The following is a 24,750-nucleotide window of genomic DNA, read 5'->3' as shown; positions in this document are numbered from 1 at the left end:
GCGGTGTTCGGGACAGCCGATGCGAACACGGATGACCTCGCCGCTGGTCCGGACGCGGGCCGGCACTCATCCGGCCTGCGCGACGGCCCTGTGCTGCAGGCGCGACACCATCCGGACGAACGGCCAGAACATCAGGAAATAGACGATCGCGACCGCAACCAGCGGCGTCGGGTTGTACAGAAGGCCCTGGGCGAGCTGCGCGGAACGCAGCAGTTCCTGCAGGGCGACGGCTGAGGCGATCGAGGTCTGTTTGACCAGCTCGACCGTGTTGCTGATCAGGTCGGGCAGCACATTGCGGGCGCCTTGCGGCACCACGACATAGGTCATGCTCTGGCGCCAGGTCAGCCCGGTGGAGCGCGCCGCTTCGCGCTGACCCTTCGGCACGGACTCGATGCCGGCACGGAAGATCTCGGCAAAGTAGCTGGACCCGTTGAGGGTCAGTGCGAGCACGGCGGCGGTGAACTCGTTCAGCTTCAGCCCGAGGAAGGGCAGGCCGAAGAAAATGAAGATCAGCAGCACCAGCGGCGGGATCGCCCGCATGACGTCGACATAGGCGACCAGCAGCATCCGCAGCAGCCTGCTGGGCGAATCCTGCGCCATCGCGATGGCGACACCACAGGCGACGGATAGCGGCACGGCGACCGCCGCAAGCGCCAGCGTCATCCAGAAGCCCTGCAGGAGCAGTGGCCAGACTTCCCGGAGGACGTCGATATTGAGAAATGTCGTGACGAGTTCGTCCATCACGACCTCGGATGAGCGTAAGCGCGTTCGAGCCAGCGCGTGAAGCGCACGAATGGCAGGAACAGGGCGAGGAACAGCAGCGCGCCAACGGTGAGGGCTGTCGGATTGGCGACGTTCGACTGAATGCTCGATGTCACATTGAGCAGTTCGGGGACCGCGACGACCGAGCCGAGCGTCGTGCCCTTGCTGATACCGATCGCGCGGTTGGTCAGGGGCGGGATCGAGATCCGCACGACCTGCGGCAGGATGATATGGACCAGCGTCTGGTTGAAGCCGAGGCCCGTCGAGCGCCCGGCTTCCCATTGGCCCTTGGCAACCGCATTGATGCCGGCCCAGAAGATCTCTTCGGAGAAGGCCGAGAGCACGATCGCCAGCGCCAGGACGGTGGCGGTGAACGGCCCCAGCATCAACCCGAAGGAGGGCAGCGCGAAATAGGCCAGCATGATCAGCACGAGCTGCGGGATCGAGCGAAAGAAATCGATATAGAGGATGATCAGCGCGTTCAGCGGCCTGAAGCCGTAAAGCCGCAGGATCGCGATGGCGAGGCCGAGCGGCACGCCGATCAGCACCGTCAGGATCGACATTTCGATGGTGATGAGGAAGCCGCGCAGGATATCCGGCCAATAGGCGGACATCAGCGAGAAGTCGAAGAAATAGCGGACGATCTGGTCCATGACGTGCTGTCAGGCCCTGGAGCGCGTGACGAAGTCGCGGATGCGCTGGTGTTGCGGCGAGACCAGAATGTCTTCCGGGGTGCCTTCCGCCAGCACGGCACCATGATCCATGAACACGACGCGGTCGGCCACGTCGCGCGCGAAATGCATCTCATGCGTCACGACGATCATGGTCATGCCCATCTCCTTGGTGCGGACCATGACGTTCAGGACCTCGCCCACGAGCTCAGGGTCCAGCGCCGAGGTCGGCTCGTCGAAAAGCATCACCTGAGGCTCCAGCGCCATGGCGCGGGCAATGCCGACGCGCTGCTGCTGACCGCCCGATAGTTGCGCCGGATAGGAGTCGGCCTTGTGCGCGAGCCCGACCAGTTCGAGATGCTGGCGCGCCTTCTGCTCGGCCTCGGCCTTTCCGAGGCCTGCCACCTTGCGCAGTGCCAGGGTCACGTTTCCCAGGGCGGTCTTGTGCGGATAGAGGTTGATGCCCTGGAAGACCATGCCGATGCGCCGGCGCAGCAGGTTGAGATCGACCTTGGCGCCGGTCACTTCCTCGCCGCCGACGCGGATGGTCCCTGCCGTCGGTTCCTCCAGCCGGTTGATGCAGCGCAGGCAGGTGCTCTTGCCCGAGCCGGACGAGCCGACGATCACGACGGCCTCGCCCTTGGCGACCCTGAGATCGACGCCGCGCAGGACCTCGACATTGCCGAAGCTCTTCCGCAGACCGTCTATGGCGACGATCGGGTCTGCGGATGCAGGCGTGATTGCGGTCGCCGACCTCACTTACAGACGGCCTTGTGCTCGGTCGCGTCATAGCCCTCGAAGTCCGGGGCACCGATGCCCGGATAGATCTTCGCCGAGGAGGACGAGGCGTCCGGCTTCACGCCGAACCATTTCTCATGGATCTTGGCGAGCGTTCCGTCCGTCTTGATGCATTCGAGGGCTTCCTCGACCTTGGCGCGAAACGCTGCGTCCTCCTTGCGGAAGGCGATGCCGAAATTGCGACCGCTGTCGAGCACGAACGCAACCTCGGCAGCGGGCGTCTGCGTCGAAACATAGCGCGAGACCGGTGCATCGGCGACGTTGGCGAAGGCACGGCCGATCATCACGGCCTGCACCGCGTCGGCATTCTTGTTGTAGCGCTGGATCGTATAGCCGTACTTGGCTTCGTTGTCGGTCAGCCACTTGTCGGAAATGCTACCATTGTTCACGGTCAGCGCCTTGCCCTTCAGCTCCTCGAGATTGGCGATCTTGCCGCCTTTCTTGACGAGGAAGCCGAGGCCGGTCGGCATGTAGGGCTCGCTGAACAGCATCTGCTGGGCGCGCTCCGGCGTGATGTTGGTCGGCGCCGGGATCATCTCATAGCGCTTGGAGAAGAGGCCGGCGAAGATCGCCGAGAAGTTCGAGTCGGTTACGTCGACGCCCGGGCGGCCCAGCTTCTGCGCCAGCGCCAGCGACATGTCATAGGTGAACCCGGTGGTCTCGCCGGCCGCCGTCTTGAAGCAGAATGGGGCAAAGCCGAGGTCGCAAGCCACTTTCAGCTTCTCATTGGCTGGATGATCGGCGTCCTGGGCCAGCACAGGGGTGACAAGGAGCGCCGCCACGGCGAATCCCTGAACGGCCGTGCGCGCCGCTTTGACCGACAAAAACCTCATCATCCTGCTCCCGTTAGATGTTGTCCCCGGGGGCCGCGATCGCCGCGCCTGTCGCTTGCAACGATCCGGCCGCCCAGAGGCAAAACTCTAACAGTGCGAATTCATGCCTTACCAATCACTTGTTGTCGGGTTGCCATAACCTTGTGTTAAGTCCCCGGCGTCGGCCTCCTCGCCATGTCCGCCAGGCGGAGGCGGGACAAGATCGCGCAGGATGTCGACGAAGGCGCGTGCCGTGCGTGACAGGGGTTCGTAGCGAAGTGTCAGCAGATGCGCGCGCACACGCGTCTTGGGCGCGAGCGGACGTGAGACCAGTTCGGGCCATGTCCGGCCGCGCAGGACGAATTCGTCGACAACGGCAACCCCCGCTCCGGCTCTGACCATCGCGCAGGCGACGGGGGTGAAGCGAACGACGGTGCTGATGCGAAGGGGCTCGGGGCCGCAAGCCAGTGCCCTTTGGACAATGTCTCCGTAGGGCGTCTGCGGCCCGAAACCGATCAGCGGATAGGGGGCGATATCGGCTGGCCGGACGACGCGCAATCGGGTCAGCGGGTGGTCGCGCGGCATGATCGCCATCAGGCGCCCCTCCGTGACCACCTCCGATTGAATGGTCGGCTCGTCCACCGGCAGCACGGAAACACCGAGATCGGCCCGCGCACTGGTGATCTTGGCGATCACTTCGAGCAGCGTCAGGATCTCGAACTCCACGCGCAGATCGGAAAAGCGCCCGCGCAGCCGCGCGATCGCGTCGGGAACCATGGTCTGGCCGACGCTCGGGCTGGCGACGATGCGGACCGTGCCGGTCCCGCGCTCGCGCAGTTCCTCGGCGAGTTCGTTGACGCGCAGCACGCCCTGGTGGACCTGGTCGACCTCGGTGAAGAGGCGCCGCGCTTCCGGCGTCGGCTGGATCCGACCGCGGACGCGCTCGAACAGGCGCAACTCCAGCCGGTCCTCCGTATAGGCCAGGAGCCGGCTGATGGCTGGCTGCGAGACCGAGAGCAGGCGCGCCGCGCCGCTGATCGATCCGGTGATCATGATCGCGCGGAAAACTTCCAGCTGCCGCAGGTTCAATCGCATGCGAATAACATTCAGTTATGACCTCCAGCCGAATTAGCWTGTTTGCTTGGACGTGCCGCCATCTAAGTTCGTCCGGGCTCGGCGGGATGCCGGCATGCCAGATTGATTCGAGGCTGACCGATGGGACGTTTTCTGACGATTGGGGATGTCGAGGCGGCTATTGCAGGCGGCTCGATCTTTGCTGCGGGCGGCGGTGGCTGGGCCGAGCACGGGCGCATGCTGGGGACTGCAGCGGTGATGGCCGGCCGGCCGGAGTTGGTCTCGATCGAAGAGGCGCCGGACGACGCGATCATCGCGACCGCGGCTGCAATCGGCGCTCCTGCCGGCACGACGGACTGGGAGATGCAGGGCGTCGACTACGTCCGGGCCGTCCAGCTGCTGCAGGATGCGCTGGGCAAGCCAGTCTATGGCCTGATCATCGGCCAGAACGGCATGTCGAGCACGCTCAATGCCTGGCTCCCGAGCGCCCTCCTCGGCGTGAAGGTGATCGATGCCGTTGGTGATATCCGCGCCCATCCCACCGGCGACATGGGGTCGATCGGCCTTGCCAACAGCCCCGAGGCGACGATCCAGACGGCTGTCGGCGGCAATCGCGCCAAGAATTCCTATATCGAGCTCGTGACGCGCGGCGCGACGGGGAAGGTCTCGCCGATCCTGCGCACGGCCTCGGACATGTCGGGCGGGTTCATCGCGTCCTGCCGAAACCCGGTTCCGGCGTCCTATGTGCGCAAGCACGCGGCGCTCGGCGGTATTTCCATGGCGCTGGCGCTCGGGGAGCGCATCCTGGCCGCCACGCCCAAGGGCGGGCCCGCGGTCATCGACGCAATCTGCGACCAGGCCGGTGGATCGATTATCGGGCGTGGGACTGTTGTCCGCAAGGCGGTGCAGTACACCAGCGAAGCCTTTGATATCGGAACCATCCAGGTCGGCTCCGGCGCCGCGGCACGGATTCTCCATGTCATGAATGAGTACATGGCGGTGACCGATCTCGATGGCGCGCGCCTGGCGAGCTATCCCGATGTCATCACCACGCTCGGTTCGGATGGCCGGCCCATCAGCGTCGGCCATGTCACTGAGGGCATGGAGCTCTCGATCCTGCGCATTGCCAAGGATCGCATCCCGCTGAGCTCCAGCGTGACGGATCCGAGTGTCTACCCGATCGTAGAGAAGGCGCTCGGGATGGATTTCACGGGCTATGCGCTCGGGTGATCCGCCTGACGCGCACATGCACTGCTTCCGCTGTCGCGATAACGACCGATTATGGGCGACGGCGAAATTGGTATGTTTGGCTCTGAGGCCGAGCAGCTATCGTGACACGCATGGCCTGCGGGCCAGACAGCATCAACCGGGCATCTGACCATGAGTGATTTCGATCTCGTTCTTCGCGGCAATGTCGTTCTGTCCGACCAGATCATCGAGGATGGCTATGTCGCCGTCACTGGTGGCAAGGTCGGCGCTGTCGGTGCGGGTACACCGCCTTCGGCGCGCGAGACGCAGGATTTCCGCGGTCAGTGGATCATCCCGGGCGTGATCGACGGCCAGGTCCATTCCGGGAGCCAGGCCAACCACGAGGGCATCGGCATGTGCTCGCGCGCGGCCGCCGCCGGTGGCGTCACCGTCATGGTCGACATGCCCTATGACGAGCCCGAGCCGGTCACCAACGCCAGGCTTTTCAACGAGAAGGTCGCGATCGTCGAACGCGACGCACATGTCGATGTCGCGCTCTATGCCACGATCACCATCGAAAACGGCCTGCATGCCATTCCGGGCCTCGTCGATGCCGGCGCCTGCGCCTTCAAGTTCTCGACCTTCGAGGCGAACCCGACGCGCTTCCCGCGCATCGGCGACGACACGCTCTACGAGGCGTTCAAGCTGATCGAGCCGACGGGGCTCCTTTGCGGTGTCCACAACCAGGACCAGGAGATGACGCGCCGGAACATCGCGCGCCTGATCGAGGCCGGCGATACCGGCTCCGACGCCTTCCTGCGCGCCCATACCCCGCTGGTTGAGAACCTCGCCACGGCGCGGATCTACGAGATCGGCGCCGAGACCGGCGCCCGCGCCCATGCCGTCCATGTCTCGACCTCGCGCGGCTTCGAGATCTGCAACCTCTACAAGCGCGCCGGCTACAGGGCGACGGTCGAGAGCTGCGTGCAGTACTTCATGCTCAACGCCGAGGAGCACGCGCCTCGCTTCGGTGCCAAGATCAAGCACTACCCGCCGATCCGGCCGAAGGCGGAGAGCGAGCTGCTCTGGAGCCACCTCGCCGCCGGTCATTGCGACTTCATCTCCTCCGACCACGTCTCCTGGGGGCTGGAGAAGAAGGGCGACCCCAACATCTTCAAGAACACCTCCGGCGGTCCCGGCATCGAGACCCTGCTGCCGGCGCTGTGGACCGGCTGCGAGGAGCGCGGCATCTCCCCGACCATGGCGGTGAAGCAGCTTTGCGAAGGCCCGGCGAAGGCGTTCCTGCTCGCCGACAAGGGCCGTCTCGCGCCAGGCTCGGATGCCGACATCGTCGTGCTCGAGCCCGGCCGCTTCATCCATGATCCGAGCAAGAGCCTTGCGGCGGTGAAGTGGAGCTCGTTCGAGGGCCGCGAATTCCGCGTGCGGGTGGCTGCGACCTATGTCCGTGGCGCTCTTGCCTGGGATGGCGCGAAGATCTGCAACGAAGCGGGCGACGGCCGCTTCCTGCGGCCTGCGGCGTAAAGCGGCGAACGATGTCGATCGACGCAGAGCGTTTGTGGCGGCGTATCGAGGCGCTGTCCAAGATCACCGATCCCGATCGTCCCTGGACGCGGCGCTCCTTTACGCCGCGCTTCCTCGAAGGACGCAAATGGCTGGCGGCCGAGTTCCGCGCTGCCGGTCTGGAGACGACGATCGACGCAGGCGGCAATCTCGTCGGCCGCCTTGCGGGCGCCGATCCCTCGTTGAAGCCGATCATCATCGGCTCGCATTCCGACACGGTGCMCTCGGGCGGACGCTATGACGGGCTTCTCGGCGTGCTGGCGGGACTGGAAGTCGCGCAAAGCTTCATCGAGCGCGGCGACCGGCTGCGGCATTCGCTCGAGGTTTACGATTTCCTGGCCGAGGAGCCGAGCGAGTTCGGCCTCTCCTGCATCGGCAGCCGTGCGCTTGCCGGTGCGCTCTCCGACGAGATGCTGGCGATGACGCGCCCCGACGGCATGACGCTGCGCGAGGGTATCGGCTTCGTCGGCGGCCGGCCCGACGAGATCGCCTCGGTGCGGCGTACCGCCGAGAGCGTCGCGGCCTATGTCGAGGTGCATATCGAGCAGGGGCGCGTGCTGGAGAGCGAGGGCACGGCGATCGGTGTCGTTACAGACATCGTCGGCATTCGGCGCGAGCGCATCATCGTGTCCGGGCGGGCCGACCACGCGGGTGCGACGCCGATGCCCTTGCGCGCCGATGCGCTCGTCGGCGCGGCCAAGCTGATCGAGGCCGCTTACGAACGTGCCGGCGCGCGATCGAACGATCCCCAACCCCTGGTCGCCACCTTTGGTCGCATCGAGATCAGCCCCAATGCCGCCAATGCCGTGCCTGGTGAGGCGGTTCTGACGCTCGAGGTGCGTTCGGGCGACGAGGCGGCGGTCAAGGCGTTCGGCGAGGAACTGGTCAGCGATCTGAAGCCGGCACTGGCGGCGCTGCGTCTCACTGTGCGGTCGGAACCGATCAGCCATGTGCCGCCGACGGCCTGCGCGCCGGCCGTGCGCTCGGCGATCGCCGCTGCCGCGGCCTCGCTCGGTCTGTCGACGCGGGACCTGCCGAGTGGTGCCGGGCATGATGGCGTGTTCGTCGCCCGCACCGGTCCGATCGGCATGATCTTCGTGCCCTGTCTCGATGGCCGCAGCCACGCCCCGGAAGAGTCGATCGAGCCACAACAGGCCGGGGATGGCGCACGCGTCCTCGGTGAAACGGTGCGCCTGCTCGACGCGACCCTGGGTTGACGCGATGGAGTGGTCCGTCACCGATCTGGCCGAGCGCGATCTCTACAAGCTGCTCGTCAACACCGTGTTGCCGCGGCCGATCGCGCTCGTCACCACCGTGAATGCGCAGGGGCACGCCAATGCTGCGCCCTTCAGCTTCTTCAACGTCTTCAGCCACGCACCGCCGCTCGTCGTGCTTGGCATCGAAGGCCGCGATCTGGGGGATGCCCCGCTGAAGGATACGATGCGCAACATCCGCGCGACGGGGAGTTTCGTCGTCAACCTCGTCGACCGGGCGCTCGTCGACGCGATGCAGGTCTGCGCGATCGATTTTCCCGGCGATGTCGACGAGATCGCAGCCGCCGGGCTTGAAACAGCGCCCGGCCGCAAGGTCGCCGCGCCACGCCTCGCAGCGTCACCGGTCCAGCTCGAATGCCGCGAGACGGTGTCGCTGTCGCTGGGCACACGCCATCGCAACCTCGTCGTCGGCGAAATCCAGCACATCCATATTCGGGATGGCGCGGTCGATGAGCGGCTGCATGTCGACATCGACAAGCTCGACCTGGTCGGCCGCCTGCATGGTTCCGACTGGTATGTCACGATGCGCGACCGCTTCCAGGCGCCGCGCCAGACGCTCGACACCTGGCGCGCGCAACAGAGCGCGCTGCGTGCGAAGCCCGAAGGAGAGGCCCCGTGAGCGGCACGATCTTTGTCATCAACCCCAATTCGAACGGGGCAGTGACCGCCGGCATCGATACCGCGGTGGCGCCGCTGCGCTCGGTCGATGGTCCGCCGATCGAGTGCCTGACCCTGGCCGAGGGGCCTGCTGGCATCCAGTCCCAGCGCGATATCGACGGCCTGATACAGCCCATGCTGAGGCGGGCCGCCGCGCTGGAGAACGAGGCTTCGGCCTTCGTGATCGCCTGCTTCTCCGACCCGGGCATGTACGCGCTGCGCGAGCAGAGCGAGAAGCCGGTGCTGGGCATTGCCGAGTGCGGGGTCCTGACCGCTTTGACGCTGGGCCAGCGCTTCGGCGTGATCGCCATTCTGCCGGCCTCGATCCCGCGTCACTTGCGCTATTTCGGCGCGATGGGTGTGACGGACCGCCTGGCCGGCGATCTTTCGATCGGCCTGACGGTCGCCGAGCTTGCCGATGACGCGCGGACCATGGGACGGATGACCGATGTCGGGCGCACCTTGCGCGATACCCATCACGCCGATGTGCTGGTGATGGGCTGCGCCGGCATGGCGCGTTTCCGGGACCCGCTCGAGCAGGCGCTCGGCGTACCCGTGGTCGAGCCGACGCAGGCTGCGGTGACCATGGCGATCGGCCGCGCCCGGCTCGGCTGGGGCGGCCGCCCGCTTCGGGGACATGCCGCGTGACGGATCTAGTTGCGCGCCTCGCCGACATCGTCGGTGAGAGGCATGTGCTTGTCGATGCCGAAGCGCAGGCGCCGTTCCTGACGGATTGGCTCGGAAAATACAGGGGGGCTGCTGCCGCCATCGTCCGGCCCGGCTCGACCGAGGAGGTCGCGGCCGTGATGGCGCTTTGCACGGCGCGGAGGATTCCGGTCGTGCCCCAGGGCGGCAACACCAGCATGTCGGGCGGCGCGACGCCGGATATGTCGGGGCGCGCCATCGTCGTGTCGCTGACGCGCATGAACCGCATCCGCGCGGTCGATCCGATCGGCAACACGATGACGGTCGATGCCGGCACAGTGCTCGCCAAGGTCCAGGAGGCCGCGAAAGCGGCTGGACGCTTCTTCCCGCTCAGCCTTGGAGCCGAGGGGAGCTGCACGATCGGCGGGAATCTTGCGGCCAATGCCGGCGGCGTCGCCGTGCTGCGCTACGGCACCATGCGTGAACTGACGCTCGGGCTCGAGGTCGTTCTGCCGGACGGAAGGATCTGGGATGGCCTCACCGCGCTGCGCAAGGATAATACCGGTTACGCCTTGCGGGATCTGTTCATCGGATCGGAAGGGACGCTGGGCGTCATCACCGGCGCGGTCCTGAAACTGTTTCCTCAACCCTTGGCGCGCGCGACCGCTTTCGTCGCCTTGCGCGACGCGAACGCTGCCCTGTCCTTGCTGTCTTCGGTGCGTGCGCGCTGTGGCGATCGCCTGACCGCCTTCGAATTCATGACCGGCGATTGCCTCTCGCTCATCCTGAAGCACAGCGCCGAGGCGCGGTTGCCGCTTGGCGCCGTTCCGCCTGCGGCGGTGCTGATCGAATTGTCCGATGCGGATGACGAGTTGGCGCTGACCGAGCGGCTCGAAGGCGCGCTGGCAGAAGCCGTCGAGACGGAGATCGTTCTCGACGCCGCCATCGCCCAGGATGGTGTGCAGGCCAAGGCGTTCTGGCGCATCCGCGAAGGCGTCTCGGAAGCGCTGGTGCGCGAAGGCAAGGCTGCCAAGCACGATGTCTCGGTGCCGGTCGCGGCCATGGCCGATTTCGTCGCAGCCACCGATGCGGCTGTCATCGCTGCTGCTCCCGGGGTGCGCCCCATCGTGTTCGGCCATCTCGGCGACGGCAACCTGCACTACAATCTGCTGCCGCGTATGGGACAGAGCGATGCGGACTTCGCCGCCCTCGCACCGGAACTCACCCGCATCGTTCATGACGAGACGTGCAAGCGCCGCGGATCGATCAGCGCCGAGCATGGCATCGGTCAGCTTCGGGTCGCGGAGATGCCGCGCTGCAAGGCGCCGATCGAGCTGGACCTGATGCGCTCGCTCAAGACCCTGTTCGACCCCCACAATCTGCTCAATCCGGGCAAGTTGCTGCCCGACCCCGTCGAGAACTGAGGATCATCATGGCGTTGTTGGATGAAGGCGCGAAGGGCGTCTATGTAATCGCGGTCACTCCGTTCACGGAGGACGGCGCGCTCGACCTGCCGAGCACCGACCGCATGGTCGATTTCTACCTCGAGAAGGGCGCCACCGGCCTGACCGTGCTCGGCATGATGGGCGAGGCGCCGAAACTGACGGCAGAGGAATCGCGGATATTCGTGCGGCGGGTCCTGGCGCGGGTGCAKGGGCGTGTTCCGGTCGTGGTCGGCGTCTCGGCGCCGGGCTTTGCCGCGATGCGGGAGCTGAGCGACAGCGTCATGGCTGACGGAGCCGCGGGCGTGATGGTGGCGCCGCCCGCAAGTTTGCGGACGGACGACCAGATCGTCTCCTATTACGACATGGTCGCAAAGACGCTCGGACCGAAGACCCCCTTCGTGCTGCAGGATTTCCCACTGGTCACCAATGTCCAGATCGCCTCCTCGGTGATCCTGCGCATCGTCGCGGCGCAGCCGAGCTGCGTGATGCTGAAGCACGAGGACTGGCCGGGGCTTGCCAAGATCTCGGCCCTGCGTGCGGCCAGCGACAAGAACGGCGGGCGGCGCATATCGATCCTGGTCGGGAACGGCGCGATGTTCCTGCCCGAGGAACTGTCGCGCGGGGCCGATGGCGCCATGACCGGATTTGCCTATCCCGAGATGATGGTCGATGTCTGGAAGGCCCATGCCGCCGGGGACGTCGAACGCGCCCATGACCTGTTCGACGCCTATCTGCCGCTGGCGCGCTATGAGCAGCAGCCTGGTCACGGGCTCGCCATTCGCAAATATCTGCTCGCCAAGCGCGGCGCGATCGCGTCGGGCATGGTACGCAGCCCCGGGTCAGCCCTTTCGGCGGCCGACATCGCCGACATCGAACGTCTCGTCGCCCGTCAGGCGCGGCGCCTCAAGGAGATCAACTGATGGATCTGGGCCTCAACGGAAAGCGCGCATTGGTGCTCGGCGCCAGCCGCGGCCTCGGCGCGACGATCGCACGCACGCTCGCCGCCGAAGGTGCGACGGTGATCGCGGCGGCGCGCAATCAAGACGCGCTCGCCGCCTGGATCGGCGAGCTGCCGGCTGAGCAGCGCGGCCGCGTGGTCGCCGCCACGCTCGACCTTGCGGATATCGCCTCGATCGATGCGCTGGCCGACAAGCTGATTGCCGAGGGCGGCGTCGACATCCTGATCGGCAATTCCGGCGGGCCTCCGCCGGGCGAGGCCCGCGACGCGAAGCGCCTGGACTGGCTGATGCATTTCGAGGCCATGGCGGCCAACCTGTTTCATGTCGCGCAGCGTCTGCTGCCTGGCATGACCGAGCGGGGTTGGGGCCGGATCGTCACCATCGTCTCCTCCGGCGTCGAGCAGCCGATTCCGCGTCTCGCGCTCTCCAATGGCGTGCGTGCCGCAGTCGTCGGCTGGTCGAAGACGCTGGCCTCCGAGGTTGCGGGGCAGGGGGTGACGGTGAATGTCGTGCTGCCCGGTCGCATCCACACCGAGCGCGTCGATCAACTCGACGACGCAGCTGCGACGCGGGCCGGCGCGACGAAAGACGCGATCACGAAGGCCTCGATCGCGACGATTCCGGCCGGCCGCTACGGCAAGCCACAGGAATTCGCCGATGTCGTTGCGTTCCTTGCCAGCGAGCGGGCGTCCTATGTCACGGGCGCCAAGATTCGGGTTGATGGCGGCCTGATCCGAGGGATCTGACGGCTGCGTCCCCCGGTGGATGGGGCCTGGGCGCGTTGGTATGATCTGCGTGAGCCGATCAACCGCGCGCCAATTGGTTCGCGGCAGAATGGCACGCCGGCCGGCCCGGTAGCGAGTGCCTCGGCGGAGCAATCAGAGCCTGCCCGCCTGGTGGGATCCTCGTCCTGCCCGCGATCGCAGCGGGCCCGTAGCATTGCCGGCGCTCAGATCGCGATATTCCGGGCTCATCGCCCGGCATTATGCCGCCGGCGATGAGCCATTGGGGGCTAGCTGCCGGAGCGACCCGTCAACTGCGGGACGAACATGTCGCTCCACTTGGCCGGCTTGATCTTGATCGTACCTGCACGGTGCATGAATTCGGCGAACTGCATCACGCCGCTCGGAGTCGTCGAGAAACGGGCGTCGGGATCTTCGATCATCGCCTGGATCTCGGCGGCGTCGACCTTCACCTTGGAACTCTTGGCGTAGATCTCGGCCGCGAGCTTCTGGTCTTTGGCGATCAGCGCGTTGGCGTCATCCATCGCTTCGATGAAGGCCTGCGTCATCTTTGGGTTGGCATCCACGAATTTCTTCGGCGCAAAGGTGACGTCGAGCGTGATGTTGCCGAGATAATCGACCGAGTTCAGGACGCGGTGCACGCCCGGTGCCTTGGCTTCGATGTACTGGAAGGGCGGCGAGGTGAAATGTGCCTTGATCTCGGTCTTGCCGCCGATGAGCGCGGCCAGCGCCTCGGGATGCGGCAAGCTCACCGTCATCGGGTCCATCTTGGCGTAGTTCTCGGGGCCGAACTCCTTGGCCGCGATCATCTGCAGAACGACGGCCGCAAGTGAAGTCTTGATGCCGGGCAGCGCGATCTTGTCGCTGCCCGTGAAATCCTTGAGCGACTTCAGCTCGGGCTTGTTGGCGTTCAACCAGAGCGAGGTCGAGCTCATGCCGGAGACGCCGACGACCTCGACATTGGGAATCCCCTTGGCCTTTGCCCAGAGCGTGACGAAGCCGGGTGCGCCGGTTCCCGCAAAGTCGAGCGTGCCGGCCATCATCGCGTCGTTGATGACATTGCCGCCATCAAGCATCAGCCACGTCACCTTGACGTCGCCAAGTCCGGCCGCCTTCGCGCGCTTCTCGAGGAACTGCTGGTCCTGCATCACGATCAGCGGCAGGTAGAGGATGCCGAAGCCCTTGGAGACGCGGACCTCGCTGACCTCGGCCCGCGCCGCACCGGCGCAGAAGGCAGTCCCGATCACGGCTGCGGCAAGCGCCCCCTTGAACCAGTTTGTGTGTTTCATCTGTCGTCCTCCCTTTGATGCGGCCATTCGGCCTTGGTGACTGGATGTTTCAGTGCTGCATGCCCCAGCGGCGGATCGTCCTGCGCTCGATCGTGGCGAAGATGACGTTCTCGACGAAGAGGCCGATCAGGATCACGGTGAAGAGGCCGGCGAAGACATTGGCCGTCTCGAGTTGATTGCGGTTCTCATAGATGAACCAGCCGAGGCCACCCGAGCCGGACGATACGCCGAAGACGAGTTCCGCAGCGATYAGCGTCCGCCAGGCAAAGGCCCACCCGACCTTGAGGCCGGTGAGGATGGCCGGGAAGGCGGCGGGGATCAGGATGAGGCGAACGAGCTTCAACCCACGCAAGCCGTAGTTCTGACCGACCATGCGCAACGTATTCGAGACCGACCGAAAGCCGGCATGGGTGTTCAGAGCGATTGCCCAGAGCACTGAATGCACGAGCACGAAGATCACGCTGCCCGAGCCGAGGCCGAACCAGATCAATGCCAGCGGCAAGAGTGCGATCGCCGGCAAGGGATTGAACATCGAGGTCAATGTCTCGAGCAGGTCCGCCCCGATGCGCGAGCCGATGGCCAAGGTCGTCAGGAGCGCGGCGAGCGCGATGCCGATGCCGTAGCCGATGATCAGGGTCTGCAGCGAGACCAGCATGCGCTGCGGAATGACGCCGCTCGCGATATTGCTGACGAAGGCATCGACCGTCTCGCCGAAGGTCGGGAACAGCAGCGGGTTACCAAGCCAGCGGCCATAGGCCTCCCAGGCAATGGCGAGCACCGCGAGGATCAGCCCCTTGCGCACGAAGCCGAGGCGGTAGGTCCGTTCGATGAGGCTCAGCGACTTGGCCACGACCGGCGCATCGCTCGAATTGACGTCGCGGATGATTTCCGGGCGGAAGGTCAGGAGGTCGGTCATGTCTGTCGACTCCGTCTCAATGCGCCGCGAAGAGCATGTCGTTGATGCGGGTTTCGAGCGCGGCCTGCGTGCCGGTGCCCATCTCCTCGGGGGGCACGCTGTTGAGCTCGGCCTTGACCTCGCCCGGATGGGGCGACAGCAGCAGGATGCGGGTGCCGATACGGATCGCCTCCTCGATCGAGTGCGTCACAAACAGCACGGTGAAATGGGTGTCGTCCCAGAGCCGCAGCAACTCGTCCTGCATCTTGCGGCGCGTCAGCGCGTCCAGCGCGGCGAAGGGCTCATCCATCAGCAGGACGTCGGGCTCCATTGCCATGCCGCGCGCGATCGCGACGCGCTGCTTCATGCCGCCGGAAAGCATGTGCGGATAGCTGTCGGTGAATTTCGTCAGGCCGACCTTGTCGATATAGGATTTCGCACGCTCTTCGGCCTCCGGCGCTCCGGCGCGGCCGCTCGAGGTCAGGGCGAAAACGACATTCTCGCGCACCGTCTTCCAGGGCAGAAGCTGGTCGAATTCCTGAAAGACCATCATCCGGTCCGGTCCTGGCCCGGTGATCTCGTGTCCCTTGAGGCGGATGCGCCCCTCGACCGGGCTCAGATAGCCGCCGATCGCCTTGAGCAGGGTCGACTTGCCACAGCCGGAGGGGCCAAGCAGGACGAAACGATCGGACGGATAGACGTCGAAGGAGACGCGGCGCGTCGCCGTGACGACCACATCCGGCGTCTTGTATTGCAGCGTGACGCCCTCGACGGAGAGAAGCGGCGCGGCGGCGCTGGTGGTGAATGGGGCGTGCATCGGCCCTCCCTTGCTTTCGTTTCCCTGCGCACTTGCGGCGCTTGCCATGCTAGTAACCTGCGAACCTGACTCCGACCTGACTCCGACGAAGGATGTTTTGGCCGTGCGCGTTCYCGTCGTCGAAGACACCGCCGATATCGCCGAGGCCGTCGTGATGCGGTTCGAGAAGATCGGTCACGCCGTCGATTGGGAATCGAACGGGCGCACAGCTGCCGAGCTGCTTCAGGTCCAGGCCTATGATCTCGTGATTCTTGATCTGACCTTGCCGGGCGAGGACGGGCTCACGCTGCTCAAGAGCCTGCGCGCGAGACGGCTGAAGACACCGGTCCTGGTCATCACCGCGCGTTCGGCTGTCGACGAGCGGATCAGCGCGCTCGATCTCGGCGCGGACGATTACCTGACCAAGCCATTCGACTACCGCGAACTTGAAGCACGTGCTCGCGCCCTCTTGCGGCGCAGCGCCGGGCTTTCGGACAGCTCGTGATCGATCGAGCGGGCCGGGTCGCGAGCATCGGCGACAGGACGCTCAACCTGACGCGCCGCGAGCTGACGGTGCTCGAGATCCTGGCGGCCAGGCCGGACAGGATCGTGCCCAAGGAGGAACTGATCGAGCAGCTCTTCAACTTCGATCAGGAACCGAGTCCGAACGCCGTCGAGCAGTTCGTGGCGCGCTTGCGGCGCAAGCTCGCAGATGCCCCCATCGAGATCAGAACCATGCGCGGCCTGGGCTATCAGCTTGCAACGACATGACCTGCTCCTCTCGCTGCGGGTCCGCATCATCGTCGTTCTGTCGGCGGTGCTGGGGCTCGGCGCGGTCGTGCTCGGCGTCGCCGCCTGGCACTCGGCGACGATCGCGGCACAGCAGGCCTATGATCGGCTGCTCAGCGGCGGCACGATCCAGATCGCGGAGAATGTCTATGTCCAGGGCGGGGTCGTCGCGCTTGATCCCCCCGTCGCCGCGATCGCGACACTCGCCGCCTATGATCTGGTCTTCTACAAGGTGGTCGATCCGCGCGGGGTGGTGGTTGCAGGCTATGAGGATCTCGCCTCGGGGGCGGAACCGGCAGCCGCGCGCAGCGGCGTCGTGCTCGAGGACGGCTCCTTTCAGGGACAGGGCGTGCGCATTGCGACGGTCGCCCGCCAGATCGACGATGCCATGCTCGGCGGCTGGGCAACCATCGTGGTGGCCCAGACGACCGATGCTCGCACGGCGCTTGCGCGCGATCTCACTCTCAAGGCACTGGGTGTCATCGCTGCGATGAGCGTGCTCGCCTTGCTGGCGACAGGCTTTGCGGTGCGCCTCGCCCTGAAGCCGTTGACGCGGATCGAGCTGGAAATCGCAGGACGGCGCCCCGACGATCTGCGCCCGATCCAGACAGAGCCGCCTGTCGAGATCCGCAACCTCGTCCACGCCATCGACGATTTCATGCGCAGGCTTTCCGATCGCATGGCCGTGATGCAACGATTCATTGCCGACGCGGCCCATCAGATTCGCACGCCGCTCGCCGCACTCGACGCCCAGGTCGAGATCCTGTCGAGCGCGAGCCCCTTGAAACGCCGCGCCGAACATATCGCCCGCGTTCGTGAGCGCACCACCGAGTTGGCGCGTCTGACCAGTCAATTGCTCGACCACGCCATGGTCATCCACCGCGCCGACGCGGCACGCGCCGCGCCCGTCGATCTCAACGAATTGGCAAAATCGGTTCTCGCCAAGGCCGTGCCGCTCTCGTTGCCGCGCGAGGTCGATATTTCCTTCACGCCGGCGCCTTCGGCTCCGGTGATCGACGGCGACGCGGTGAGTCTGCGCGAGGCGCTTGCCAACCTCATCGACAACGCACTCGTCCATGGAGCGCATACGAGGCTGTCCGTGACGGTCTCGGCGGACACGGGAAGCGCCTGGATCGAGGTTGGTGACGATGGCGACGGCTTCCCGATCGAGCTGGCGGAAACAATGACCAGGCCCTTCGAGAAGGGCGGGCACTCCAGAGGCTCCGGGCTCGGCCTATCGATCGCCGCGGAAGTCGCACGCGCCCATGACGGCGAACTCACCTTCGCGAGAGGCAGCGGCCTGACGCTTGTCCGGATGTCGTTTTTCCGGCCGAACTGAGCCGATGGGCTCGTCTAGGTTCCGTTCTTGCCAAGCTCGACCGTCTCGATCACCGCCCATTCGGAAATGGGGATGTCCTGGCCTGACCGAACCACGCAGAGCCGGTCAAAGACGATGGCTCTCCCGGCCAGCATGCGCTGAAACTCGGCCGCGGCCGAGGCCTTCGGGGCGGGCGCGACGGGGCCATAGAGCAACGAGACATGCGGCATGAAGCTGTCTGCCATGTCGCTGTCCAGTCGCTGCTTGAGCTGCGCCAGCGGCGCGCTGATGCGAAAACGCGCGTAGAATGACCGGAAATAGGCGTCGCTGGTTTCGATCGCGGCGACCGCCTCCCGGAAGGCCGGGACTGCGGCTGCGGCCTCCGCGATCCCGCCTGCGAGCGCGGCCATGGGCAGATCCGTGTCACCCTTGACCGTCAGATGTGGCGTGAACAGCGGCGTGCCAAAGCGGCCCGAGAGATCCGCAACCAGGCTGGAGAGGAATGCGCCGTCCTCGGCGCTCGGCATCAGCCAGATCGAATGAATTTGGGGTGACATCAAGCCTTCATAAACCTGTTGCACATCGGCGCGAGTGTTCGTTATGTTTATTCCAAGCGGTCCAGAAAATGGAAGAGATATTCCATAGAGCTGGAAAAAAGGTCGCGACAAGGGAGAAAGCGTTTGCAAGTGGGAGTGCCGGACAGGGCGCGCAGCGGCGCGGCCATCAGCGTGCGTGACCTGCATGTCGCCTATGGCGGCACGCAGGTGCTGCACGGCGTCAGCCTCGATTTCACGCCCGGCAGCTTCACGGCGCTGCTCGGTTCGTCCGGCTGCGGCAAGACCACCCTGCTGCGCTCGCTCAGCGGCTTCGTGCCGGTGCAATCCGGTTCGATCATCGTCGGCGGCAATGATGTCGCGTCACTCCCGCCGGAGAAGCGCGGGATGGCGATGGTGTTCCAGTCCTATGCGCTTTGGCCGCATATGACGGTGCTGCAGAATATCGGCTACGGGCTGAAGCTGCGTGGTGCGTCCAAGGCCGAGATCGCCGCCAAGGTCGCGTCCATGCTCGAGTTCCTCGGCCTGACCGGATATGAGGGCCGCAAGGTCACGGCGCTCTCGGGCGGGCAGCGTCAGCGCGTTGCGCTTGGCAGGGCGCTGGCGATCGATCCGGGCATCCTGCTGCTCGACGAGCCGCTCTCCAATCTCGACGCCAAGATCCGCATGACGATGCGCCATGAGATCCGCGCGATCCAGCAGCGTCTTGGCCTGACCGCCGTCCATGTCACGCATGACCGCGAGGAGGCCATGACCATGGCCGACCGGCTCGTCATCATGCAGGCGGGGCGGATTGCGCAGGTCGGCACGCCGGAAGAGGTCTATGATCGCCCGGCGACCGCCTTCGTCGCCAATTTCATGGGGGCGGAGAATGTCCTTCCCCTTCATGTCGAGCGCTCCGAGCGCGGCGCCTCGCTGAGGGCAGGGGACGCCACGGCCCAGATCGCGGCCGAGGCGTTCGATGCTTTGCCTGTCGGAGATGCCGTCGCCTATTTCCGCGACGATGTCGCGCGCCTCGATGCGGCCGACGCCCCAGCCTCCGACGACCTGCTGGTGCCCGGACGCATTGCGGCTCGCGCCTATCCCGGCGGAGTCTACCGCTACCGGGTCGAAGCCGCCGGCCGCCAGATCACGGTCGACGACGCTGCCCGTCACGAACTCGGAACGAAAGTCGGCCTGCGCATTCCGCTGCAGCGCCTCCACATCTTCCCGGCATCCGAGGCCGGGATCGCCGCCTGACAGGGAGTCAGCTCATGCGCATTCTTACAGTTGCCTGCTCGATTGCAGCGCTGATGGTGGCGACGCCGCTGTCCGCTCAGACCCTGAACGTCGCCACCGCCGGCGACCAGAACATGGTCGACTACGTCAAGGACTATCTCGGGCCGATGTTTGAGAAGTCGCATCCCGGCGTGAAGGTTGTCTCCGTCGGAACCGGCGCCGGCGACTCCGGATCGCAGAAGATCTTCGAGAAGCTCGACGCCCAGAAGAGCGCCGGCGCTTCGGATTTCGATGTTGTCGTCATCCACCAGAAGGCCGCCGGCACGATGGTGAAGGAAGGTCTCCTCGCCAAATATACCGACAAGGTCGAGACCGCGAAGCTCGTCTCCAGCGAGACCGCGAAGAACTCGCTCGGCGCCGATGTTTCCGGCTTCGTGATCCCGATGTTCCAGTCGCAGACTGCGCTCGCCTATAATGCCGACATGCTGAAATCGCCTCCGGCGACCTATGCGGAGCTGAAGGACTGGGCCAAGAAGAACCCCAAGCAGTTCGGCTATAACGGCATCAAGGGCGGCATGTCCGGCGTCGCCTTCGTGGCGGGCTGGGTCTACGCCTTCGGCGGCGACGCCGACAAGCTGATCAAGGGACCGTACGATCCGGCGGTGAAGGCAACCTGGGATGGCGCGCTTGCCGATCTGAAGGACTTCAACAAGAGCGTCGTGATCACCCCCGGCAATGCCGGCACGCTCGACATGCTGAACCGCGGCGAGATCGCCATCGGGCCGGTCTGGGTCGACATGTTCTATTCCTGGCAGGCTGACGGCAAGCTGCCGCCGAACATGAAGCTGAAGCTCGCGGCCCCCGGCATGCCGGGCCAGCCGATGTACTACGCCGTGCCGGAGAAGACCGCGCACCGGAAGCTCGCCGAGGAGTTCATCGCGCTCGCGACCAGCCCGCAGGTGCAGGCGGACGGCATCGTGAAGAAGTTCAACTGGTATCCGGGCATCGACGCCAAGAACCTTGAAGGCAAGCTCGATCAGGCGGCCTGGAACAAGCTCTTCACCGACATCACTCCGACCGACCTGTCCAAGAACGCCAAGGCGTTCCCGATCGCGCCCTATTTCAACGACATTCTCGAAGGCTACGAGAAGAAGGTCGCGAACTGAGACGTTCCACCACCTCCTGGCCCGACGCAAGTCGGGCCACCTTTCCTCTCGATCGGCATATCTGCCCATGTCCCAACGCCAGCTGGCGCTGATCCTGATTGCGCCGGGCCTGCTCCTCGTCGCGGCTCTGTTTCTCTATCCGCTCGGCTTTTCGCTGGTCTCGGCCTTCACGCGCCCGGACGGCTCCCTGACGCTGGAATGGTTCGCCAAGGCGTTTGAGCTTTACTCCGGCGATATCGTCTTCACGGTGATCATCGTGCTGTCCTCCTGCCTGCTGACGGCACTGGCTGCGATCGCCATCGCGGGAACGCTGACGCTCGGCGAAAACAGATGGGTCGTGGGCACGCTGAAGGCGCTCTATCGCTGGCCGCTCTTCATCCCCTTCATCGTCGCGGCGCAGTGCATGCGGACCTTCCTCGCCAAGAACGGGCTGATGAACAACACCTTCGTCTCGCTTGGCCTGATGGACCCATTGAGCGCGACCAGCTTTCTCGACTGGCGCGGCATCATCGCGACCTTCGTGTGGAAACAGACGCCGTTCGTGGCCCTGCTGCTGGCCGGCGCATTGGCGTCGATCGACCGGGCGACGCTCGAAGCYGGCCGCAATCTCGGCGCTTCGCGCCTGCGGGTGCTGGTGGAACTGGCGCTGCCGCAGGTGATGCCGACGCTCCTCGTCGCGCTGGTCCTGTCCTTCGTGACGATGCTCTCGGTGCTCTCCGTGCCGATGATGGTGTCGGGTTCGCAGCCGACCATGCTGACTGTCGACATGGCCTTCCGCATCAACGCCTACGGCGACTACGCCACTGCCAATGCGCTCGGCGTCATCACCTATCTGATCAGTGCCGGTGCCGCGATCCTCTACCTGAAACGCGGCATGTCGAAGGAGGCCGCACCATGATCCGGCTCGCCTCCACGGCGAAGGCGGCGCTGGCTGCCGCCCTTCTCACCGCTTTCGCCTTCGTCCTCATCGGTCCGCTTGCGAACCTTGCGCTGTGGTCCGTCGCCGAGCGCTGGTACACGCCCTACAAGCTGCCGGTGACCTATGGCACCCGCTATTGGGAGCAGGTCTTTCGCCCGACCGGCGACGCCATGGCCTCGCTCGGTACCAGCGTATGGATCGCGGTGCTGACGGTCATTGTCGCGCTCGCGCTCTCGATCCCGGCCGGCTATGCGCTGGCGCGGCTGAAGCTGCCGGTGCGGGCGCTGTTTATGGTGATGTTCCTGCTGCCGCAGGCATTCCCGTCCGTCGCGATCTACATCAACGTCGCACGCGTCTTCTACCAGATCGGCATCAACGGCACGGTCTTTGCCGTGGTCCTCGTCCACGCCGCTCACGGTCTTGTCTATTCCGTCTGGATCGCGGCGGCGGCCTTTGCCGCAGTCGACAAGGACCTGGAGCTGGCGGCCCGCAATATCGGCGCGTCACCCCTGCGCACCTTCGCCACCGTGACATTGCCGCTGGCTGCACCTGGCATCATCGCCAGCGGCATCTTCGTGTTCCTGGAATCGCTCGACGAATTCACCGGCACCTTCTTCGTCGGTGTGCCGCAGGTCACGACATTGCCGCTGCTGCTCTACAACGCGGCGATGGGCGGCAACTACCAGGTCGCGTCGATCACGGCTTTGATCCTGCTCGTCCCGTCCGTGCTGTTCATGCTGTTCATCGAGCGCTTCCTCCGAGCCGACGTCCTGGCGAAGGTCGGTGCGTGAGGCCTCCGGTCCGCGCCCGATCGCGGTCCGGGGCGTCTGTCGCATCACTGCGTCAGCACTCCCGGGGCCGCTGCCCGCCCAAATCCACGAAAACGGGATTCCCTGACTAGCTTTGGGATTCCCTGCTGATCCGTCCCGAGACCAGGCGCGGCATAACTGCTCATGACGGCATTGCCCGATTGCGACTGTCTGCCGGTGCGGCGGGCGGCCTCGGCGGCAATGCCATCGCTTGCTTCTACAGCGACGGATTGCGCAACTCATGGCCCAGAATTCAAGCAGGTCCGATCACAGCCTCGTTCGGCTGATGTCGGGCAAGATCATCGCACTCGGGATCGCCCTGGTCATTTGCGGGATCATCGCGATTGCAAGCCCTGCCATCTCGACCATGGCGGTGACCTTGTTCCTTGGCCTGATCCTGGCTGTCGCTGGCGCATTCAAGGTGGTCCAGTCCTTCATGGTCAAGGAGTGGAGCGGCTTCGTCTGGCAGTTGCTGGTCGGGATGATCGAGCTGTTGGGCGGCATTCTGGTGTATTTCAACCCGATGAAGGGGGCGATTGCCATCACCCTGGTGATCGCGCTCGTGCTGATCGCGGAAGGCCTCGCCCAGCTCGGGCTTGCCATCAAGATGCGGGCGCAGAGCGGCGTGGGCTGGATGTTCCTGTCCAGCATCATCACGATCGTCGTTGGCGTCGCGCTGGCGATGCGGCTCCCCTATGGCGGCATCTATGCGCCCGGCACGCTGGTGGGCGTCTCGCTGCTCTTCGCCGGCTGGGCTTATATCGCGATCGCGCTCGCCGCCCGGAAGGCTGCTGCCTGACCTCCCGGTCCGGCGTATCATCGGCAGAGCAGATTCTCGAAGGTTCCAGGTATGCGCGGTTTCATCGGCAAGACGCTGAAACGCGGGGGCGCCGTCCTCGCGATCGTCGCGCTGTCCCTGCTCGGACTGCGCATCTACGACACCCAGCGCGGCGCGCCGCTTGAACCCTGGCACACTTATGTGCCGCATGAACTCTCGATCAAGGAGCTCGATCGCGGCAGCTGGGACGACTATCTCAAGGCGGAGGCGGCAGCTTTCGCGGGCGTGCGGGCGGAGGTCACGCAAAAGCTCGCCCCTGAGGAGCGTGTTCCGGTCAATCGCTATTTCGACGGCAGCGCGATTCATCCCGAGCATTTCAAGCAGGATTGGAACCGCTCCTATGTCATGGAGCCGGAGGGCAAGCCGGTCGGCGTGGCCGTGTTCCTGCACGGGCTGACGGATTCGCCCTACAGCCTGCGCCACGTCGCACGGCAATATCGTGACCGTGGTTTCGTCGCCATCGCGATCCGTCTGCCAGGACACGGCACAGTGCCGGCCGGGCTGACCGAGATCGAATGGGAGGATTGGTTGGCTGCGACGCGCCTCGCGGTCAGGGAGGCGAGAAAGCGGGTCGAGCCCGCCGCGCCACTGCATATCGTCGGGTTCTCGAATGGCGGCGCACTTGCGCTGATGTATGCGCTCGAAGCGCTCGAGAACAAGGAACTGGCGCGGCCGGACCGCCTTGTCCTGATCTCGCCGATGATCGGGATCACGGCCTTCGCACGCTTCGCCGGGCTTGCCGGCCTGCCGGCCATCCTGCCGGCTTTCGCCAAGGCGGCCTGGCTCAGCGTCCTGCCCGAGTTCAACCCGTTCAAGTACAATTCCTTCCCGGTCAACGGCGCGCGCCAGTCGCATCTGCTGACCAGCGCCCTGCAGCAGAAGATCCTGCGGCTGGCGCGGGAAAACCGGTTGAAGGACCTGGCGCCGCTCATCAGCTTCCAGTCGGTGATGGATTTCACCGTGAGCACGCGGGCGATCATCACCTCGCTCTATGCCCATCTGCCGGCGAATGGCAGCGAGCTCGTCCTGTTCGACCTGAACCGTTCGACCAAGTTCGGGCCGCTGCTGAGTTCGGCCTCCGACACGCTGTTAAGCCGCATGCTGCCGGCACCGCCGCGGAATTTCCGGGTGTCGATCATCACCAATGCCAGCGAGGATTCCAGCGATGTCGTCGAACGGGTGACCGAGGCCGGCGCATCGGCCGAGACCGTGCGAGACCTCGGGCTGTCCTATCCCTTCGACGTGTTTTCACTGTCGCATGTCGCCCTGCCATTCCCAGTCACCGATGGCCTCTACGGCCTCAAGCCCGATCCGGCGGAGGATTTCGGCATCAAGCTCGGGGCGGTCGCCGCCCGCGGTGAGCGCGGCACCCTGATCGTGAATCTGGATTCGCTGCTGCGCATGTCGTCGAACCCGTTCTTTCCCTATCTGATCGACCGGATCGACGAACCGCTGCGTGGCGCGGCGTCCGCATCTCCTGCCGTGCCCGCCACGCGATAGGCGGCGGCGGAGCCGGTTCCGCGCCAGGCGGCGGTTCGAGTCCGGACCGC

At 65.4% G+C, this 24,750-nt stretch carries 24 protein-coding genes and 1 pseudogene; 16 read left to right on the top strand and 9 right to left on the bottom strand.

The window, feature by feature from the left end; genetic code table 11:
- Window positions 1-66: 66 nt before the first annotated feature.
- From AC1D34_RS04015 to AC1D34_RS03995, 5 genes are all read right to left on the bottom strand, one after another.
- Window positions 67-741: an amino acid ABC transporter permease gene (locus tag AC1D34_RS04015; protein WP_441490687.1), complete on the bottom strand. Its 675-nt coding sequence runs from the start codon at window positions 739-741 to the stop codon at window positions 67-69.
- Complete coding sequence (locus tag AC1D34_RS04010; protein ID WP_441490688.1) at window positions 741-1,415, bottom strand: amino acid ABC transporter permease; 675 nt, start codon at window positions 1,413-1,415, stop codon at window positions 741-743. The genes AC1D34_RS04015 and AC1D34_RS04010 overlap by 1 nt, the downstream gene beginning before the upstream one ends.
- Window positions 1,416-1,424: 9 nt before the next feature.
- Complete coding sequence (locus AC1D34_RS04005; protein ID WP_441490689.1) at window positions 1,425-2,192, bottom strand: amino acid ABC transporter ATP-binding protein; 768 nt, start codon at window positions 2,190-2,192, stop codon at window positions 1,425-1,427.
- Window positions 2,189-3,064 (bottom strand): substrate-binding periplasmic protein, encoded by an 876-nt coding sequence (locus tag AC1D34_RS04000; RefSeq protein ID WP_441504878.1) that lies wholly within the window; start codon window positions 3,062-3,064, stop codon window positions 2,189-2,191. Before AC1D34_RS04000 ends, AC1D34_RS04005 begins: the two co-directional genes overlap by 4 nt.
- Window positions 3,065-3,172: 108 nt before the next feature.
- Window positions 3,173-4,138, bottom strand: a complete 966-nt coding sequence (locus AC1D34_RS03995) for a LysR family transcriptional regulator (RefSeq protein WP_476823541.1) — start codon at window positions 4,136-4,138, stop codon at window positions 3,173-3,175.
- 120 nt (window positions 4,139-4,258) lie between these two features.
- Here AC1D34_RS03995 and AC1D34_RS03990 point away from each other — a divergent pair, with 120 nt between their 5' ends.
- From AC1D34_RS03990 to AC1D34_RS03955, 8 genes are all read left to right on the top strand, one after another.
- Entirely contained in the window at window positions 4,259-5,347 is a 1,089-nt protein-coding gene (locus AC1D34_RS03990; RefSeq protein ID WP_441490693.1) for a DUF917 domain-containing protein, read from the top strand.
- A gap of 150 nt (window positions 5,348-5,497) precedes the next feature.
- Entirely contained in the window at window positions 5,498-6,847 is a 1,350-nt protein-coding gene (locus tag AC1D34_RS03985) for a dihydroorotase (RefSeq protein WP_441490694.1), read from the top strand.
- A gap of 11 nt (window positions 6,848-6,858) precedes the next feature.
- On the top strand, window positions 6,859-8,103 hold the full coding sequence (locus tag AC1D34_RS03980) for a hydantoinase/carbamoylase family amidase (RefSeq protein WP_476823540.1): 1,245 nt from the start codon (window positions 6,859-6,861) through the stop codon (window positions 8,101-8,103).
- A 4-nt stretch (window positions 8,104-8,107) separates the two neighbouring features.
- Window positions 8,108-8,779 (top strand): flavin reductase family protein, encoded by a 672-nt coding sequence (locus AC1D34_RS03975; protein ID WP_441490696.1) that lies wholly within the window; start codon window positions 8,108-8,110, stop codon window positions 8,777-8,779.
- The gene (locus AC1D34_RS03970; protein WP_441490697.1) at window positions 8,776-9,465 is read left to right on the top strand and encodes an aspartate/glutamate racemase family protein; all 690 of its coding nucleotides are present in this window, start codon (window positions 8,776-8,778) and stop codon (window positions 9,463-9,465) included. Before AC1D34_RS03975 ends, AC1D34_RS03970 begins: the two co-directional genes overlap by 4 nt.
- Entirely contained in the window at window positions 9,462-10,886 is a 1,425-nt protein-coding gene (locus AC1D34_RS03965) for an FAD-binding oxidoreductase (protein WP_441490698.1), read from the top strand. Before AC1D34_RS03970 ends, AC1D34_RS03965 begins: the two co-directional genes overlap by 4 nt.
- An 8-nt stretch (window positions 10,887-10,894) precedes the next feature.
- Window positions 10,895-11,827, top strand: a complete 933-nt coding sequence (locus AC1D34_RS03960; RefSeq protein ID WP_476823539.1) for a dihydrodipicolinate synthase family protein — start codon at window positions 10,895-10,897, stop codon at window positions 11,825-11,827.
- The gene (locus tag AC1D34_RS03955; RefSeq protein WP_441490700.1) at window positions 11,827-12,612 is read left to right on the top strand and encodes an SDR family oxidoreductase; all 786 of its coding nucleotides are present in this window, start codon (window positions 11,827-11,829) and stop codon (window positions 12,610-12,612) included. The genes AC1D34_RS03960 and AC1D34_RS03955 overlap by 1 nt, the downstream gene beginning before the upstream one ends.
- Window positions 12,613-12,878: 266 nt before the next feature.
- On the opposite strand, the gene AC1D34_RS03950 is transcribed toward AC1D34_RS03955, so the two are convergent.
- The 3 genes from AC1D34_RS03950 to AC1D34_RS03940 are packed head-to-tail and all read right to left on the bottom strand — an operon-like array spanning window position 12,879 to window position 15,610.
- The gene (locus tag AC1D34_RS03950; RefSeq protein ID WP_441490701.1) at window positions 12,879-13,898 is read right to left on the bottom strand and encodes an ABC transporter substrate-binding protein; all 1,020 of its coding nucleotides are present in this window, start codon (window positions 13,896-13,898) and stop codon (window positions 12,879-12,881) included.
- A 49-nt stretch (window positions 13,899-13,947) separates the two neighbouring features.
- Window positions 13,948-14,814 (bottom strand): ABC transporter permease, encoded by an 867-nt coding sequence (locus AC1D34_RS03945; RefSeq protein ID WP_441504867.1) that lies wholly within the window; start codon window positions 14,812-14,814, stop codon window positions 13,948-13,950.
- Window positions 14,815-14,830: 16 nt separating this feature from the next.
- Window positions 14,831-15,610 (bottom strand): ABC transporter ATP-binding protein, encoded by a 780-nt coding sequence (locus AC1D34_RS03940; protein ID WP_441490703.1) that lies wholly within the window; start codon window positions 15,608-15,610, stop codon window positions 14,831-14,833.
- A 103-nt stretch (window positions 15,611-15,713) separates the two neighbouring features.
- Here AC1D34_RS03940 and AC1D34_RS03935 point away from each other — a divergent pair.
- Both AC1D34_RS03935 and AC1D34_RS03930 read left to right on the top strand, forming a co-directional pair.
- A pseudogene (locus AC1D34_RS03935) lies at window positions 15,714-16,360 on the top strand (response regulator transcription factor).
- Window positions 16,347-17,717: a sensor histidine kinase gene (locus AC1D34_RS03930; RefSeq protein ID WP_441490704.1), complete on the top strand. Its 1,371-nt coding sequence runs from the start codon at window positions 16,347-16,349 to the stop codon at window positions 17,715-17,717. Before AC1D34_RS03935 ends, AC1D34_RS03930 begins: the two are co-directional and overlap by 14 nt.
- Window positions 17,718-17,731: 14 nt before the next feature.
- Here the strand turns inward: AC1D34_RS03930 and AC1D34_RS03925 are convergent, their stop codons facing one another.
- A complete protein-coding gene (locus tag AC1D34_RS03925; protein WP_441490705.1) occupies window positions 17,732-18,253 on the bottom strand; it encodes a 2'-5' RNA ligase family protein in 522 nt (173 codons plus the stop codon).
- Between the two features lie 135 nt (window positions 18,254-18,388).
- On the opposite strand from AC1D34_RS03925, the gene AC1D34_RS03920 reads away from it, so the two are divergent.
- The 6 genes from AC1D34_RS03920 to AC1D34_RS03895 all read left to right on the top strand — a co-directional run bounded on the left by AC1D34_RS03920 (window position 18,389) and on the right by AC1D34_RS03895 (window position 24,700).
- Complete coding sequence (locus AC1D34_RS03920) at window positions 18,389-19,489, top strand: ABC transporter ATP-binding protein (protein ID WP_476823538.1); 1,101 nt, start codon at window positions 18,389-18,391, stop codon at window positions 19,487-19,489.
- 14 nt (window positions 19,490-19,503) lie between these two features.
- A complete protein-coding gene (locus tag AC1D34_RS03915) occupies window positions 19,504-20,634 on the top strand; it encodes an ABC transporter substrate-binding protein (protein WP_476767625.1) in 1,131 nt (376 codons plus the stop codon).
- Window positions 20,635-20,701: 67 nt separating this feature from the next.
- A complete protein-coding gene (locus AC1D34_RS03910) occupies window positions 20,702-21,532 on the top strand; it encodes an ABC transporter permease (RefSeq protein ID WP_441490707.1) in 831 nt (276 codons plus the stop codon).
- Window positions 21,529-22,344 (top strand): ABC transporter permease, encoded by an 816-nt coding sequence (locus tag AC1D34_RS03905; protein WP_441490708.1) that lies wholly within the window; start codon window positions 21,529-21,531, stop codon window positions 22,342-22,344. The genes AC1D34_RS03910 and AC1D34_RS03905 overlap by 4 nt, the downstream gene beginning before the upstream one ends.
- Window positions 22,345-22,603: 259 nt before the next feature.
- Window positions 22,604-23,161: an HdeD family acid-resistance protein gene (locus tag AC1D34_RS03900; RefSeq protein ID WP_441490709.1), complete on the top strand. Its 558-nt coding sequence runs from the start codon at window positions 22,604-22,606 to the stop codon at window positions 23,159-23,161.
- Between the two features lie 51 nt (window positions 23,162-23,212).
- The gene (locus AC1D34_RS03895) at window positions 23,213-24,700 is read left to right on the top strand and encodes an alpha/beta hydrolase (protein ID WP_476823537.1); all 1,488 of its coding nucleotides are present in this window, start codon (window positions 23,213-23,215) and stop codon (window positions 24,698-24,700) included.
- The last annotated feature ends 50 nt before the right edge of the window (window positions 24,701-24,750 follow it).

The organism is Allobosea sp. P1_A7 (assembly GCF_056406775.1).
The sequence above is the reverse complement of the archived record's forward strand: the minus strand, read 5'-3'. Positions and strand labels throughout refer to the sequence as shown.